This window comes from Geodermatophilus maliterrae, assembly GCF_041018925.1.
GTDB lineage: Bacteria > Actinomycetota > Actinomycetes > Mycobacteriales > Geodermatophilaceae > Geodermatophilus > Geodermatophilus maliterrae.
In genome coordinates this window covers 84,434-98,989 of sequence record NZ_JBFNXQ010000009.1, presented here as the reverse complement: position 1 = coordinate 98,989, position 14,556 = coordinate 84,434, and the positions used below count along the sequence as shown (strand labels likewise).

The following is a 14,556-nucleotide window of genomic DNA, read 5'->3' as shown; positions in this document are numbered from 1 at the left end:
CCCGGGTCGGCCTGGGCGACCGACTGGCCGGCGAAGGCGAACGCGAGGGCGAAGGCGCCGACCGCCGCCGTCCGGCGGACGGCCGCCGCTCGCGGACGGGAGGCCGGGAGCGTCTGGGCCGAGTCCTGCTGGTCGGGCGCGGTGTGGTGCTGGGTGTTCCAGAGCATGGCGAAGAGAACTCCTGACGATGGGGTTCGCCGGGCGCCGCCGTCTGCTCAGCGGTCACACGTGGCATGGCACGAGGCCTGGGTGTGGACAGCCGGTCCACCGCCTGGCGCGGGGCCCGCTGCACGGCGGGACGACGCGATCAGGTCGGTTGGTCCCGGTCCGGCGCCCGTACGGCGCCGGGGGACAGGGGCGCGCGGCGACCACGCCGACGCGAGCGCTCGGGTGCCGGTCGGCGTCCCTGTCCGAGGATGTGTGAGTGGCGCGGAGCGGGCCCGTGGGCGCACGCCGCGACGGCTCTCCGTTCTCCCGTGGCCGCCTACCGGGTCAGCTGACGGGTTCGGGCGGGGATGCGCCCTACCCGCCCCCCAGGCCTGCTCGGGAGGCGGGATTCACCCCACTGGTGCGGTTGGGTCCCCGGCTCGCACCCACGTGGGTGGCTGCGACTCGGCGGCATCCGACGCGGTTCTCCCGGGTGGGAGAGGTGACGACCCGCCGGACGCAGCGACCGTAAGGGCGTTATGAACCTGTGACAACGGGGGACCGGTCCGCTCGGCGAGTTGCCCGTGCGCGGTACGCGTGTCGTCACTCGTATCGGCGTGTCGGCCTGGTGGGGACGCCTCCCCGTGGTCCGGAGGACCCTCACGCGGCAGTGCACCGGTGGGGCTGCGGGATGCCTAGACTCGTGGACACGACGGACGAGTCGGCCGGGCGGTCGCGTCGGCGGGGGAGACCTCGTCGCCGAGGAACGTCCGGGCTCCACAGGGCAGGGTGGTCGCCAACAGCGACCCGGGGTGACCCGCGGGACAGTGCCACAGAGAACAGACCGCCAGCGGTTCGCCGCTGGTCAGGGTGAAACGGTGGTGTAAGAGACCACCAGCGCACCGGGTGACCGGTGCGGCTCGGTAAACCCCACCCGGAGCAAGGTCGAGAAGGGACGGCGGCCTGGCCGCCGTCCTGCGCAGGCGTTCGAGGGTTGCCCGCCCGAGCCTGCGGGTGGACCGCTCGAGCCCGCCGGCAACGGCGGGCCTAGATGGATGACCGCCCATCGGGAGGCCGCGAGGCGCCCGAGGACAGAACCCGGCGTACAGGCCGACTCGTCCGTCGCCCGCCTCTGACCTGCGCTTCTGCAAAGGCGGGGGCTCAGCTGTCCTCAATGAGTCCTCAGCAGTCCTCAGCACCGAGTCGACCGCGGCCCTCGTCCGGTCGTCCGAGTCGGGCCAGAGGTGGCTGTAGGTGTCGAGCGTCTCGGCGGCGCTCGCGTGCCCCAGCCGGGCCTGGACGGTCTTGACCGACTCGCCGTGCCGGATGAGCAGGCTCGCGTAGAAGTGCCGCAGCGCGTGGAAGGTGACCGTCTGCGGGAGGCCGGCGGCGTTCACCGCCGGCCGCCAGACGCGGGCGGAGAACGCCGTCCGGCGGATCGGTGCGCCGAGCTCGGTGGTGAACACCAGGGCCTCGGCCGGCCAGGTGTTCAGGTGCGCGCCGAGGGCGTCGACGACGACCTGGGGGAGGGGGATGGTCCGGATCGACGCCTGCGTCTTCGGTGCGGCCAGGTACGGCGGCCGGCCGGGCAGGGTGATCAGCTGGCGGTCGACGGTGAGCTGGCGTCGGAGGAAGTCGATGCGGTCGATGCCGAGCCCGAAGGCCTCGCCCTGCCGGAGTCCGGTTCCGGCGGCGAGCGTGACCAGCGTCCGGTACCGGCCGGGGATGGCCTCGGTGAGGGCCTCGACCGCCTCGACCGTCAAGGGCTCGATGCGTTGCTTGGGGTCCTTCGGCAGTTTCGTCCCCGCGCACGGCGAGGCCACGATCCGCCGATCCCGGACGGCGGCTTTGAAGACCGCGGCGAGGATCCGGTGGACGACGCCGACCGTGCCGGGCGCGAGAGTGTTCGACAGCCGCTTGACGAGGCTCTGGACGTCGCTGGGGAGCACGGAGGCGAGCGGGCGCTCGCCGAGTGCGGGGTAGACGTGTCGGCGCAGCATCGTCTCCACGTGAGCCGCAGTCGTAGGTCGATGTACCTGCGCGGCGCGCCACTGCTCGGCGTACTCCCGGACCGTCTGCCGCCCGGCGTTCGGGTCGACGAACTGCCCGGTGACGAGCGCCGCGGTGACCTCGTCCAGCCAGCGCTGGGCATCGACCTTGCGGGCGAACGTCCGGGTCTTCTGCGCGCTGTTCGGTGCGGGCCGGTATCGCGCCCGCCAGGTTCCGTTCGGGCGCTTGTCGATGCTGGCCATCAGCGACCTCCGGCGCGCGGACCGACGCGGTCGCTGCTGGGCAATTCGCCCCGAAGCGCGGCGACCTTGGACTGCCACCAACGGTCGCACTCTGCCTCGTCGTAGAGAACTCGGCGGCCGACTCGGATGCCGGTGGGCCCGGCGCCGATGTGTCGCCAGTAGCGGACGGTGGAGGGGCTGGTACGGAAGCGCTCCGCGACTTCCTCGGTGGTCAGCAAGCGGACGGTCATGGTTCCTCCCGGGGAACAGCGATGGGGCGCGGACGGGTGTCCGTCACCGCTAGAAGGCGCCGATCCGTGGCGATTGGTGACAGCCGGCCCGGGGTGACATTCGGCTGACGTGGCCGCACTACGGCGCCTGCGACGTCACCCCCGTGTCACCCCGGTGTCACCCCGCGGCCAGCGCGACGGTGAACGCAGGGCCGAGCCATCGCGACGGTGCATGGCGCGTGTGATGTCGTCGAGGGCCGCGGCGATGGCGGGCAGGTGCCGGTCGTAGACGACGCCCTGTTCGACTTGGGCACCGAGCTGCCGCAGCAGGTCCACCCATGCGAGCTGCCGGGGCTTTGGCGCTGACGCAGGCGGCCTGGCGGGGACGGTGACTACCCGTTCGACGATCTCGACGGCGCTGCGGCCGGAAGCGGCGGCGCGAGCCTGCTCCCAGGCCCGGTGCCGGCAGGTCGCCGAGCACCACTTGGGAATCGGTCCTCGGGACCGCGGGGTGATCGCCCGGTGGCACCAGCCGCACGTCGTGGCCGCTGCTCGCCGTGCCCTCGTCCTCGAGCTTTCCCGTGCCGTCGCACCGTCGAGCGGTGGCGGCTGCTGAGCGAACGACCGCTCTTGTTGCTGACGGCGACGCCGCTCCCGCTGCTGCGCGCGGTATCCAGTGCTGCCTTTGCTGCTCACGCCCTGGAGCATCCGAGGTGACGTTCATGAACCCGTCACCACGAATTGCGCGTCGCCCGTGATGCACCAGGTGTGTCGGCTCGTGATCTTGGTAAGAACAGGGATCTCCAGTGACTGTTCGAGCGTGGCCACGAGTCCGGATGGCGGGCTGGCAGTTCTGTGGAGAGATCACGTCCAAAGCGCGTCTTCCAGCGGCTGATCAGGGCAGGGAGCTGGAGTCGATCCTGGGCCGACGCAGCGCACGGCGGCCCGCCGTCTCCCGACGACAACCTCAGAGAGCGAGACTCCGGAGAGCGAGACGGGCGTCCCGCAGTACGACGATGCACCGGCCGGTCGGGTCCTGTCCGGCCGCAACCCGGTCGTCCTCCACAGGTGTTCGCCGACCAGACCGACGTCCCGGAGTCCGGCGACTGGTGGGACGCCGCCTACCTGGTCCTGTGGGGCTCGAACGTGCCGATGACCCGCACGCCGGACGACCACTGGATGACCGAGGCCGCCGCCCGCGCCGAACTGGACGCCCTGGCCGATTCGGACTTCGGCCGGGACAACCCCGGGGTGATCCGCCGCTGGCGCGACTCCTGGGAGCTGGTCATCCCGTTCTTCGACTTCGCCCCGGAGGTCCGCAAGGTCATCTACACCACCAACATGATCGAGTCCATCAACGCGACGCTGCGCCGCAGCACCCGCAACCGCGGCCACTTCCCCTCCGACGAGGCCCTGCTCAAGGTCCTCTACCTGGCCTGCAAGGAGATGGGCCGCACCAGCACCCGTTCCACCGCCGGCCGCGGCAGCGGCGTTCCCTGGAGGACAGCACTCAACCAGTTCGACATCATGTTCCCAGGCCGACTGGACCAGGCCTAACCAAGATCAAGTCACGCGCTTACACAGGCCAGCTGACAGTCCCTGCTGATCGGCATCGCGGTCATCTTGCTGGCGCTCGTCGTCGCGCTGGCCGTGATGGTCGCGCCCCGGCCCGATCCCCGCCCCACCGGTACGCGGCTGACACCGCCGAGCACGGCTGCCCCCGGCCATGTGGGCGAACCCGCCCGCTGGGACCTGGGGCCCGCGGATGGTGCCTGGTGACTGCACCCCTTCCTGGAGCGTCGCGCACCTCATCGGGCAGCCGGCACAACGCAGCAGGCCGGGTGGTGGCTGAGCGCAGTGCGGCGCCAAGCCGCGTCCACGACGCCACCGGGCATCGTCGAACCGCTGGTCGGCAGGCATGGCCAGGAGGCCGCTGGGCAGCGCGCGGGACGGCGATACCTGCCCCGGTACCGACCCATCTCACAGCGCAGCAGAGAGGATGCTGGTGGCGGTGGACCGGCACGACGCTGAGGACCCCTCCCACCGACCGGCCGGCGGCGCGCTGATCGCCTTCTACTGCCTCGTGTGCGGCTACCTCCTCGCTACCCAGGACCGCCAGCCGGCGTCCGCGCCGACGTGTGCCGGCTCAAAGGCCAGAACCGGCGAACAGCATGAGCCAACCCCCATGCAGCCGCTGCTTCTGCACTGAGCTCATTCACTCGTCGTGTAGCGCTGCAGCAGCTTCCACGGTCACATGTACCGGGAATGCCAGAGGAGGCCGGAGCGGAGGAGTCCGAGTTAGCGGTATGCGTGAGGCATGGAGCAGCCGACCGCATCAGGCTCCGGGGACGTCGCACCAATCTGAATGAAATGTCAGCAACAGTCCTTGACGCGTCGGCGGCGTGCACGGACGCTCGGAGTAATGGCCACGAAAACCATCATTCTGATGCATGACGACTTGACGGATGCACCTGCGGACACAACTGTGAGCTTCGGCCTTGATGGCGTAGACTATGAGATTGACTTGACGGCCGCCAACGCCGAGGAGCTGCGGGAAGTGCTGGAAAGGTTCGTTGCGGCAGGCCGCACGGTGGGCGGCGTGCGCAGGCGTCGCCGTCCTACAAGTCCTGCTGCAGAGGTGGACCCAAAAGCCGTGCGCGCCTGGGCGGCTGCGAAGGGGTACGAGGTCAGCAACCGTGGACGTATCCCGGCGTCGGTGGTTGAGGCTTTCAAGGCTGCTGGGAACTAGCAAGCGTCAGCTCGGTACCCTCCGTCCTGTGTCGAGCGCTAGCGGCGGGGGAGCGACGGTTGAGGAACGTGAGGGTGTCAAGAACAGACGGCAGGACTGGCGTTCTGCTCTTATCGGCGCTGCTAGCGGACTAGTTGCTACAGCTATCGCCTTCGGTGGAGTGCTGTACGGGACCAACGTCACCGCAGACAGGGACGATGATCGATCCAATCGTGAGTTCCTGCAGACGCAACGGATCGCTGTTTATGGGGAGTACTTGACTGCCGTCGATGATTCTTACTCCCTGATGAGGCCGTGGATACCTGACCCATTCGTGGTCGCAACGATTAGAGAGGTCCGGGATTTTCAAACTCCCAGTGACGAGGAGTCCCGAGCCATCTATGAGTCCATTCAGCGCCTAAACACAATCGTCGGTCGCCTCCAAGTGGTAGGCGGCGCAGAGGTGTACGAAATTGCCTCCCACCTGCGCTCTGACTTGAACGCCGGAATGAACACTATTGCCCACGTGACCGGATGTAAGACTCAAGAGAATATCCCTGAGGACGTTTGCGCGCGCGACCAGTTCCTGAAGGGCGGTCAGGCATACTGGCCGGACGATGACTTCCAGTCTGACCGCGAGGAGTACCTGGAGGCGGCACAGGGGCAGTTAGGAGTCTCGGACTAGCGACCTACAAGGGCGGGTGTTACAGGAACGGTCCGAACTGGAGCCCCGTACTGGCGAGGAAGCCGGCCAGCAGCCCGCAGCGGTACTGCATCCGTCTCAGCCGCGTCTTCACCAGCGCCGTCAGCTCGGCGATGGTGTGCTTGGTCAGGTTGGCCAGCGACCGCTTCAGGTGCGACCACACCGGCTCGACCGGGTTCAGGTCGTGGGCGTAGGGCGGCAGCCGGTAGACCGTCAGCCACGGCCGGGCGGCGATCAGTTCGGCCATGGCCTTGCTGGCGTGGGTGCTCAGGTTGTCCCAGACCAGCACGATCGGCCCGCGCAGCTGCTGATGGGCGGCGTCGAGCAGGCGGGCGTAGTCGGCCTCGGTGAACCCCTTGCGCCCGACGACCATTGAACTGGCCGGACCGCTTCGATGTGTCGCCTGGACTATTCAGGCGGGTCAGCCGCGCGGCCACCCGGTAGGGGACCCTGCGGTTCAGATGCGGTATGCGTCTCTGCGGTGATCGATGTCGAGCACGTAGACGGTGAGGTTTGCATCGTCGACGCGGTAGCGGACTCGGTACTCGCCTCGTCGGGCGCGCCACTGGCCGGCGAACGGCGCGCGCAGCGGGGCCCCGACGCGATGCGGGTCGTCCGCCAGTGGGCCGAACAGGAATTCGACGCAGGCCGCAGCCGCGGACTCCGGCAGGCGCTCAGCCAGCTGCCGTGCGGCCGTCCGTGTTACGACGACCCGAAAGCTCACTCAGTCGACCCGGACCGCCGTGCGGTGAGCAGCGCGCGAACCTGGGCCTCGTCCAGGACCTCGCCTCGCTCGATCTCCTCCTCGGAGCGGGCGAGGCGCGACTGGGCGTCGGGGTCGCCGAGCAGCTCTAGGGTGGCCTCGATGGATTCGAGGTCCTCGGCGGCGAGCAACACGACGTAGTCGCGCCCGTTCTTCGTGATCCGAACACGCTCATGCGTCGCTGCCACCTTTTCAGCGATCTGCGACAGGCGTGCCTTGACCTCAGATAGCGGCAGCGTGGTCATAGACCACAATTCTAGGCTATCGGCGAAGGTTGAACAAGGGGCGCGGTCAGTGTCGGCCGCGGGCGTGGCAGGAGCGCTTTGCGGAGTTGATCTCGTGGCGACGGGCGGGGAGCTGTCCTCAATCAGTCCTCAGAACGCCCGACTTCCGCCACTTCCGGCCAACGCGGCCCAACGATATAAGTCCTGCTCAATAGCCATATCCAACGTCATCCGGCATCGACCAATACTCCAGCATCAGTCCCCGGCGTACAGGCCGACTCGTCCGTCGTCCCCTCTGACCTGGACATGTGAGGTCGGAGGGGGTGCTCAGGTCGCCCGTGGTCCGCAGGTCCACGCACGATCGAGTCGACGGCGACCCGGGTGACGTCCCGCTCGGTGGTGCAGCCCGGCTGCTGCGGGGTCTTCCGCAGGTCGGACGATGACGCGATCAGTGCCGGCTGTGCCACCCCCTTGCCGGGGCCGGGGCCGGGGTGGCCAGCAGGGGCCATGGAGCCTCCGGAGGGGTGGTGGCGGAGGAGCAGGCGGCCTCGGTGCTCGCCCACGTGCCCGCGACGGGCTCGAGGCCCGCCGCGAGCAGTGGCCGGCCGAGCACAGGAGGCGTCCACGATGCCGACCCGCGACCAGGTCGAGACCCACGGGCACCCCTGCCACCGCCCGGCTGTCGGACGACGGCCTCATCGACCCCACCCAGATCCGTACCGTGCTCGGCCCGGCCCCGCCGGCGGGTGCGAACGCCCCGCGGCCAGAGGTCGGCCATGGCGTCGTGCGGATGTGAGCTCTGCGAGGCCCTCGGCTCAGGCGCCTGCGACCGGTGGCGCGGTGGGGTCGGCGGTCTCGGCCGTGACCTCCCGGAGCACGTAGTCCTCGATCGTCTCCAGGTCGTGGGTGGAGCGCTTCACGATCGTGAGCAGGTCGCTCATCTTGCTGACCTCCTCGATCTGCTCCTTGATGAACCACTGCATGAACTGGTCCGAGGCGAAGTCGTTCTCCCGCCGCGCGATGCCGATCAACGCGTTGATCTGCTCGGTGACCCGCTTCTCCTGCTCCAGCGCCAGGGCGACCGGCGCGACGACGTCCGGGAACTCGTTGACCGGGGCCGCGACGGCGGGGATGCGCACCGGCGCGTCGGAGTCGAGCAGGTAGCGGACCATCATCATGGCGTGCTCGCGCTCCTCGAGCGCCTGGTCGAAGAAGAGCTGCGCCGTCCGGGGCATGGTCAGCTGGTCGAAGTAGACGGCACAGGCGACGTACTGCTGGTGCGCGGCGAACTCGTTGCCGATCTGGGTGTTCAGCAACTCGACGAAGGCAGGGGCGGCCATCGGGACTCCCGGACGTGTGCGGTGGCGGTCACCGGACGTTATCCGGTGACCCGCCGACGCCCGTGGACCGCCGGAGAAGGGAAGGCTAGCCTCACAAGGTGGCCAAGACGGCGCGCATGCCCAAGAAGAAGTGCTGCCAGGACAAGCCGCGCTGCAGGCGGTGTCCCCTCCGCGCCCTCGCCGAGGGGACCCTCCCGCCGGGCTACACGGTCAAGAAGCGCCGCCTGGTCAAGCTGGACAAGGCCGACAAGGTGCTCGCCAAGAGCACGCGGAAGGCTGCCTGACCCCGTCCCGCCCCTACCGCGCCCCCCGGCGGGAGTGCCGGGCGGCGTCGATCCACGGCCGAGGCGTGATCCAGCCGGGCCTGGACCGTCGTCACCGACTCGCCGTGCCGGATGAGCAGGCCGGCCAGGGGTGCCGCAGCGCGTGGGACGTGACGCTCATGACGCTCCGGCCAGGAGCGGCGCGGCGAAGCCGCGGATCGCGTCGGCCAGGACGTCGTCGGGCACCCCGTGCCAGGTGCCGGGCAGAGTCCGGTGGACGCCGGCCGGCAACGCGGCAGCCAGAGCGGCGGCCCAGCCGCCCAGCGGGCTGCCGCCGGCGTCGCTGGACAGCACCTGCACCGGCACGCTGACCGCGGCCAGGACCTCGTGCGGCACGCTCCCGGCACGGGCGAGGCACATGTCGTACACCAGAGTGGGGGCGATCTCGTCCAGCGCCTCCAGCACGACCGGCGGCTGCTGGGCGATCATGTCGGCCGGCATGCCGATGCCCCGCTGGAAGGCCTCCACCGTCTCGCGGCGCCGCCCGGCGCGCACCAGGTCCGCCAGCCCCTCGATCTCTGCTGTGTCGGCGGCGTGGTCACCCGCCAGGTCGATCGGCGGTTCGAACATCGACACCGCGCGGACCGGAGCGCCGGCGGCGACCGCGTGCAGCGCCAGCACCGCCCCGGAGGACAGGGTGTGGACCACCGCCTGCCGGGGGCCGGCCTCGTCAGTCGCGGCCGCGAGGATCGCGATGAGGTCTTCGACCTCCCGCTCGAGCGCCCAGGGGGAGGTGTCGGCGCTCTCCCCCCGTCCCCGACGGTCGTAGGACACGACCGTGAACGACGGCGAGAGCAGCTGCGCCAGCCCCCGCGACGTGCCGAACGCCCGGTGCATCGCCGCCCCGTCGACCAGGACCAGCGCCGGACCCTCTCCCACGCGCTCGAACGCGATCCTCGTGCCGTCAGCCGACTCCACGAACTCGGTCCTCATGATCGTGTCCTTCCTCGCCGCAGCCGCCCGTCGACGGCGCCTGCGTCCGATCCTCGGGCGGCCGGCCGGGTGCGATCAACGGCCGTCCACCGATCGCAGCGAGTAGCGTCGCTACTCGATGTGGCGCGCCGTCGAGCTCCGCGAGCTGCGGGTCTTCCTCGTGCTCGCCGAGGAACTGCACTTCGGGCGCACCGCGGACCGGCTGGGCCTCACCCAGTCGCGAGTCAGTCAGAGCATCCGCGACCTCGAGCGCAAGCTCGGCCTGCACCTGGTGGCCCGCACCAGCCGCCGCGTCGCCCTGACTCCGGACGGTGAGCGGTTCCGCAGGGACGCCGGTCGCGCGCTCGACGCCCTCGAGGACGTGCTCCGGGCGGCGCAGGACTCCGGCGAGCAGATGACCGAGCCGGTGCGACTGGGCATCATGAGCCCTGCCCAGATCACCCCCGTCCTGCGTGAGCTCGTCGACGCGTTCACGGCCGCCCACCCGGGCAGCGGCGTCGAGTTCGTCGGCCTGCCCTTCGCCGACCGGTTCGCCCCGCTGCGGGGTGGGGACGTGCAGCTCGTCGTCACCTCGCTGCCCATCGACCAGCCCGACCTCGCCACCGGGCCCGTCCTGTCCCGGCATCCCCGACTGCTCGCCGCCGCCCGGACCCACCCGCTCGCCCGCGGGACCGACGTCTCGATCGAGGACCTTGCCGACCACCCCATCGGCGACCTCGCGATCGCGGCGCCACCCGAACTCGCCGACGAGATGACGCCCCGGCACACCCCGTCCGGCCGACCGATCCCCCGCGCCGGCCCCACGATCCGCCACCAGGCCGAACTCCTGCTCGCCGTCGCCAGCGGCGCCGTCGTCCAGCCGGTGCTGGCGCCGTTCGCGGCGACGTTCCAACACCCGGACGTCGTCTATCTGCCCATCCGCGACCTGCCGCCCAGCCGCAGCGTCCTGGTGTGGCGCCGGCACGACCGCCACCCCGGGCTGCACGAGTTCCTCCGGATCGCCGGCACTGCCCTCCGTGGGCGACCGGCCGGCTGACCCGGCCGCGTTCCGGTCGAGGATCCCGTGCGCCGCGGCACTCCAGGCGGAACAGGCGCCGTCACGTGCGTCGCCCAGCGGCGCGATGCTGGTGGCGTTCCTGCCGCCGCGACCACGATGACCTGGTGTTCCTCGAGGCGCCGCGTGGGTCAGGCGTCGAGGCCGGCCCACACCGCGTCGGCGTCCGGCATCGCGGCGATCTCGTCCCGTATGCGCTCGGCCGCCGCTCGGAACGCCGGGTCGCCGGTCACCTCCGCGACCGCTGCCCGGATCGTGGTGACGGCGTAGTCCTCCGGGGCGACGACCACCCCCGCGCCGGCCCGGGCGAGCAGCGCCGCGTTGTCGGGCTGATCGGTCCCGCGCGGCAGGGCGACCTGGGGCACGCCGTGCACGAGGCCGCCGAGCATCGTGCCCGACCCGCTGTGGGAGACCAGCAGATCGGCCCGCTGGAGCAGGGCGGCCTGTGGGACGAACTCCGCGACCACGGCGTTGGCCGGCACCGGGCCGAGCTCGTCGGGATCGAGCCGCCGCCCGGTCGTGGCGACCACGACGCCGTCGTACTCCTCGAGGGCCGTGAGCCCGGCCGCGAGGTCCGCGGTGTCGGTGTTCTTGACCGTGCCGAGGGTGAAGTAGGCGACGGGCCGGTCGCCCGCGAGGACGTCGGCCACCTCGGGCGGCACCGGGCCGGGCTCGCCGGCGCTCGGCCGTATGGGCATTGCCTCCGGCCACGGCGGCGGGCCGTCGGGCTGCAGCGAGGGCGGGCAGAGGTCGAGGGCCTGCTCGGCCGAGACCTGTGCCCACAGCCCGGGCTCGCCGATCGCGGCTCCTGCGAGGCCGATGAGCTGGGCGTAGAACAGGAACATCGGCCCGATGCCGTGCACGACGTCCGGCACTCCGAGCCGCCGGCTCAGCAGAGGCGCCGCCATCTCGATGACGTCGTGGACGACGAGGTCGGGGCGCCACCTCTGCGCCATGACGATCAGGTCGGCGAGCCGGGCGAGGGCCGGCGTGCCGAACAGCACGACCGCCCCGTCCACCAGCTTCTGCTCCTCGGGCATGCCCGGGTCCGCCCACACCACCTCGTGTGCCGACCACGACGTCGCCCAGGTCGGTCCGACGGCGTGGACGTCGAGCCCCCGGGTGGCCAGCGGACCGACCAGGTCCGGGCCGGTGGCGACCCGCACGTCGTGGCCGGCGCGCTCGGCCGCCCGGACCAGCGGCAGCATCGGCAGGACGTGGCCGTACGCCGGGCACGAGGTGAAGAGCACCCGCGCCATGCCGGTCAGCGTGGCAGGTCGGCCGCCTGCGGTCGACGTAGCCCGTCACCGATCACGGCGCGGCCCTCGCCGAAGGCCTGGACGAACCGCCACTCGACAGGAATGGCTGGGTGTCCTTGAAGGCGGCTTCTGGGACAGGTGACCGCGGCCCCACCCCATGCACCCGCGGGAAGGCGAGAGCAGAGGCAGGACGGTCAGCTGACCGGACCTTCGTTGCTCGCCAGCGCCTCCAGTTCGAGTCGGATGGCCACTCCCTCGGCGAGGCCCTCCCAATCCGGGAACAGATTCATGGCATGTGTGCCCATGGCGTCGAGATCAGGCATAGCGCGGATGGCTTCAATACTGGGCAAGGTGACCTGTGTCAAAGGGCTTTCGTCCGTCGGCACGTAGCTGACGTATTCCTCCAAGGTCACGTGGGGGGTGCGAGCGTACGTGAAGCGACCAGACTGATTCCGCAGTCGGAGATTGCCTGACGCGCGAGGGGCGACTAGCTCGACCCCCATCTCCGCTGACCAAGCGCTCGACCGGGTGTCAAGGACCCATAGCGCCACTTGACCGGTTGCGTCAGGGCTCCTCAATGCCTGACGGAAAGCAAAGAAGGCGGCCACGTAGGGGCTCAACGACCAGTCCAGCAACCGCGTTGGCAGTCCGTGATGCTGAGCGAACGCCAGCAGCGCCTTGTCGTCCGCGAGGATCTCGCGGACCACGCCATGCTCAGCGCACTTCTCTCTGAACTCCCGTAGCAGAGCCTTCCAGATACCCATGCGCTTGTCGCTCGAGAGAAAGCCGAACTGTCGATCGAAGGATGATATCAAGGACCACTCGGCGTTCCCGCACCCACGGAAGAGGTACTGGCCTGATCGGAATGGTTCTCGATCGAAGAGCAGAGGCACTAGGTCGCGCTTCAACTCTTCCCAGGAGTGAAGCCCGAGGCGAGCAACCTTGGCCACGATGTCTCTCCTATTCCCGGTAGTAGGGGTAGACGACCTCCCGCCCCGACGGACGCAATCCCGGCACGGCGTCCATGAGGCACGGGTGAAAGACGTACTCGTGCGCATGTCGCGGCAACTCGAGTTCATTCATGTCCGAGACGGAATAGAAGCTGTACCGGCCGCCCTCGACGAATCCGAGCAAGCCGTTCTGCCAAAGAATCGACGCAATACTCGTCGACCCGTCGAAGCCCTCCTTGGCGAGGTCCTCCATTTGGTGCAGGTCTCCGGCGTCGAATCGGTCTACACCGACGGCTCGAATGATATCCTTGAGTTCCTGCCGTAGGGATCTGGCGTACTCCTGGTCGGACAGGTAGAAGTCGGCAAAGCCCTTCTTCACCGCATGGCGGGGTATCGCATCGGCCGCGATCTGGCTGGCGCACTGCGCCAACTGAGAGTCGCCGAAGCGCTTCGCGGCCATGGACACCACGCGGCGCAGCACCTCTCCCGGAACTTCGGTACGCCCGAGCGACTTTTGCTGCGCGACCACCTGACAAAGGTCGTTGCCGAGGGAGACTATGTCGCGTGGAATGAGCCGTGTATGCCTAATTATGTACTCCAGGACATCTTCATCCACGCCGCGGGCTTCGTTGTGCACCCAGGTGCGTCCCAGCCATGACAGCGATCCGTTGGGTAGTGATGGGGCCATCAGATATTCGTCAGTCAGTCGCTCAATCTTCTGTCGTAACAGAAACTCGATCGCCTCCCGAGACCAGTCCAACACGCGGATGTGCGGTTCGTTGTGGTAGCGCGGGGCATGCTCGCTTCGGTAGATGGAGGCGAGTACGAGCTCGCGCACGCACACCACGACGTGCAACCGCGAGCCGAACCTCGAGTCCCGGAGCAATTGCATGACTTGCATAAACAAGCCTTCCTGGCAACGAAGCCAGTACATGGGTGCGCTGTTGATCCTTTCGTCCACGGCATCCAGATAGAAGAAGATCGGCATGCTCTCTCGCAGCAGGTCCGCAAGGACCGACTCCAGATCGTCCCAGTCGGGATTCTCGAGGTACCGTCGCAGGTGAATAGCCGCGTTGTGGCTAAAGATTATGTCACGAAGCTCGCTATAGATGGACCGAGGTTGCCGGAACTTGCCAATGAGATGCCCGTACTCTCCTCGGATCGCGGCCGCCTCTCCAGCGTCCACCGTGCCGCGCAATTCCCGAGCTGTCAGCAGATGCGTCGTGAGGCTGCGCAGAATCGCACGGTGCCAGAGTTGCATCCATTTCTCGGTGAGGAGCTCGCTCGGGAACCATTGACATGCCTGTATCACCAGATCGGTCTGGGGCAAGTCCTGTTGGGGCGGATCAGCGTAGACTGACTTGCTGGCCTCCTGGTGACTGAACAAACGCCGCATGTATACGGTCTTGCCCGCCCCTATCCGACCAACGATGACCCGAACCATGGCATCGTCGGCGCGCGTTGCGACTCCGCCAAAGCCAGGTCTTCCGTCCAGGGCGACAAAATCGTGCAGGATGTCCTCGAGGTCCGCACGTGAACCGTCCGGCGTGCCAAAGGGACCCTTGTGCTCCCGCACGTTGGAAGTCGGCGGCCGAGTCATTGAGCACCTCCGCATTGCTGCGGACGAGGTTCACCAGCAGTCCGTACTGAGTCGGTTTCGCAGGGTTTCGG

General features: G+C 69.1%; 15 protein-coding genes, 1 other RNA gene, 1 pseudogene and 1 riboswitch. Of the genes and pseudogenes, 6 read left to right on the top strand and 11 right to left on the bottom strand.

Translation table 11 applies throughout. From position 1 onward, the window contains the following. Window positions 1-466 precede the first annotated feature (466 nt). Window positions 467-628: riboswitch (cyclic di-AMP (ydaO/yuaA leader) on the bottom strand. A gap of 236 nt (window positions 629-864) precedes the next feature. Then, an RNA gene (gene rnpB, locus ABQ292_RS05250) (RNase P RNA component class A) lies at window positions 865-1,269 on the top strand. Between the two features lie 179 nt (window positions 1,270-1,448). Here rnpB and ABQ292_RS05245 read toward each other — a convergent pair. From ABQ292_RS05245 to ABQ292_RS05235, 3 genes and pseudogenes are all read right to left on the bottom strand, one after another. Further along, window positions 1,449-2,399 (bottom strand): annotated as a pseudogene (locus tag ABQ292_RS05245) (site-specific integrase); the annotation flags it as partial. Beyond that, window positions 2,399-2,629 (bottom strand): helix-turn-helix transcriptional regulator, encoded by a 231-nt coding sequence (locus ABQ292_RS05240; RefSeq protein ID WP_369203958.1) that lies wholly within the window; start codon window positions 2,627-2,629, stop codon window positions 2,399-2,401. The gene ABQ292_RS05240 and the pseudogene ABQ292_RS05245, both read right to left, overlap by 1 nt. A gap of 135 nt (window positions 2,630-2,764) precedes the next feature. Next, entirely contained in the window at window positions 2,765-2,944 is a 180-nt protein-coding gene (locus ABQ292_RS05235; protein WP_369203955.1) for a hypothetical protein, read from the bottom strand. Window positions 2,945-3,676: 732 nt separating this feature from the next. On the opposite strand from ABQ292_RS05235, the gene ABQ292_RS05230 reads away from it, so the two are divergent. The 3 genes from ABQ292_RS05230 to ABQ292_RS05220 all read left to right on the top strand — a co-directional run bounded on the left by ABQ292_RS05230 (window position 3,677) and on the right by ABQ292_RS05220 (window position 6,021). Then, the gene (locus tag ABQ292_RS05230; protein ID WP_369203953.1) at window positions 3,677-4,165 is read left to right on the top strand and encodes a transposase; all 489 of its coding nucleotides are present in this window, start codon (window positions 3,677-3,679) and stop codon (window positions 4,163-4,165) included. An 865-nt stretch (window positions 4,166-5,030) separates the two neighbouring features. After that, entirely contained in the window at window positions 5,031-5,357 is a 327-nt protein-coding gene (locus ABQ292_RS05225; RefSeq protein ID WP_369203951.1) for a histone-like nucleoid-structuring protein Lsr2, read from the top strand. A 28-nt stretch (window positions 5,358-5,385) separates the two neighbouring features. Continuing rightward, on the top strand, window positions 5,386-6,021 hold the full coding sequence (locus ABQ292_RS05220; RefSeq protein WP_369203949.1) for a hypothetical protein: 636 nt from the start codon (window positions 5,386-5,388) through the stop codon (window positions 6,019-6,021). 19 nt (window positions 6,022-6,040) lie between these two features. Here ABQ292_RS05220 and ABQ292_RS05215 read toward each other — a convergent pair whose 3' ends face one another. The 4 genes from ABQ292_RS05215 to ABQ292_RS05200 all read right to left on the bottom strand — a co-directional run bounded on the left by ABQ292_RS05215 (window position 6,041) and on the right by ABQ292_RS05200 (window position 8,366). Beyond that, window positions 6,041-6,412, bottom strand: a complete 372-nt coding sequence (locus ABQ292_RS05215; protein WP_369203947.1) for a transposase — start codon at window positions 6,410-6,412, stop codon at window positions 6,041-6,043. An 84-nt stretch (window positions 6,413-6,496) separates the two neighbouring features. Beyond that, window positions 6,497-6,763: a type II toxin-antitoxin system RelE family toxin gene (locus ABQ292_RS05210; protein WP_369203945.1), complete on the bottom strand. Its 267-nt coding sequence runs from the start codon at window positions 6,761-6,763 to the stop codon at window positions 6,497-6,499. Further along, window positions 6,760-7,047 carry a type II toxin-antitoxin system Phd/YefM family antitoxin gene (locus ABQ292_RS05205; protein WP_369203942.1) on the bottom strand — a complete coding sequence of 96 codons (288 nt, stop codon included), beginning with the start codon at window positions 7,045-7,047 and terminating at the stop codon, window positions 6,760-6,762. Before ABQ292_RS05205 ends, ABQ292_RS05210 begins: the two co-directional genes overlap by 4 nt. A 794-nt stretch (window positions 7,048-7,841) precedes the next feature. Next, window positions 7,842-8,366, bottom strand: coding sequence for a ferritin (locus ABQ292_RS05200; protein ID WP_369203940.1), 525 nt, complete (start codon window positions 8,364-8,366; stop codon window positions 7,842-7,844). Window positions 8,367-8,464: 98 nt separating this feature from the next. On the opposite strand from ABQ292_RS05200, the gene ABQ292_RS05195 reads away from it, so the two are divergent. After that, window positions 8,465-8,650: a hypothetical protein gene (locus ABQ292_RS05195; protein WP_369203938.1), complete on the top strand. Its 186-nt coding sequence runs from the start codon at window positions 8,465-8,467 to the stop codon at window positions 8,648-8,650. 156 nt (window positions 8,651-8,806) lie between these two features. Here the strand turns inward: ABQ292_RS05195 and ABQ292_RS05190 are convergent, their stop codons facing one another. Then, window positions 8,807-9,622, bottom strand: coding sequence for an alpha/beta fold hydrolase (locus ABQ292_RS05190; RefSeq protein WP_369203936.1), 816 nt, complete (start codon window positions 9,620-9,622; stop codon window positions 8,807-8,809). A 118-nt stretch (window positions 9,623-9,740) separates the two neighbouring features. Here ABQ292_RS05190 and ABQ292_RS05185 point away from each other — a divergent pair, with 118 nt between their 5' ends. Then, window positions 9,741-10,658 (top strand): LysR family transcriptional regulator, encoded by a 918-nt coding sequence (locus tag ABQ292_RS05185; protein ID WP_369203934.1) that lies wholly within the window; start codon window positions 9,741-9,743, stop codon window positions 10,656-10,658. 149 nt (window positions 10,659-10,807) lie between these two features. Here the strand turns inward: ABQ292_RS05185 and ABQ292_RS05180 are convergent, their stop codons facing one another. From ABQ292_RS05180 to ABQ292_RS05170, 3 genes are all read right to left on the bottom strand, one after another. After that, on the bottom strand, window positions 10,808-11,935 hold the full coding sequence (locus tag ABQ292_RS05180; RefSeq protein WP_369203931.1) for a glycosyltransferase: 1,128 nt from the start codon (window positions 11,933-11,935) through the stop codon (window positions 10,808-10,810). A 194-nt stretch (window positions 11,936-12,129) separates the two neighbouring features. Next, complete coding sequence (locus ABQ292_RS05175; RefSeq protein WP_369203929.1) at window positions 12,130-12,885, bottom strand: FRG domain-containing protein; 756 nt, start codon at window positions 12,883-12,885, stop codon at window positions 12,130-12,132. 10 nt (window positions 12,886-12,895) lie between these two features. After that, window positions 12,896-14,461: a P-loop ATPase, Sll1717 family gene (locus tag ABQ292_RS05170; RefSeq protein WP_369203927.1), complete on the bottom strand. Its 1,566-nt coding sequence runs from the start codon at window positions 14,459-14,461 to the stop codon at window positions 12,896-12,898. Between the last annotated feature and the right edge of the window lie 95 nt (window positions 14,462-14,556).

Bases quoted from the DNA above. Each gene is read 5' to 3' on its own strand.
- ABQ292_RS05180 (WP_369203931.1), bottom strand. From the start codon at position 11,935: ATGGCGCGGGTGCTCTTCACCTCGTGCCCGGCGTACGGCCACGTCCTG.
- ABQ292_RS05185 (WP_369203934.1), top strand. From the start codon at position 9,741: ATGTGGCGCGCCGTCGAGCTCCGCGAGCTGCGGGTCTTCCTCGTGCTC.
- ABQ292_RS05200 (WP_369203940.1), bottom strand. From the start codon at position 8,366: ATGGCCGCCCCTGCCTTCGTCGAGTTGCTGAACACCCAGATCGGCAAC.
- ABQ292_RS05225 (WP_369203951.1), top strand. From the start codon at position 5,031: ATGGCCACGAAAACCATCATTCTGATGCATGACGACTTGACGGATGCA.
- ABQ292_RS05190 (WP_369203936.1), bottom strand. From the start codon at position 9,622: ATGAGGACCGAGTTCGTGGAGTCGGCTGACGGCACGAGGATCGCGTTC.
- ABQ292_RS05205 (WP_369203942.1), bottom strand. From the start codon at position 7,047: ATGACCACGCTGCCGCTATCTGAGGTCAAGGCACGCCTGTCGCAGATC.
- ABQ292_RS05240 (WP_369203958.1), bottom strand. From the start codon at position 2,629: ATGACCGTCCGCTTGCTGACCACCGAGGAAGTCGCGGAGCGCTTCCGT.
- ABQ292_RS05215 (WP_369203947.1), bottom strand. From the start codon at position 6,412: ATGGTCGTCGGGCGCAAGGGGTTCACCGAGGCCGACTACGCCCGCCTG.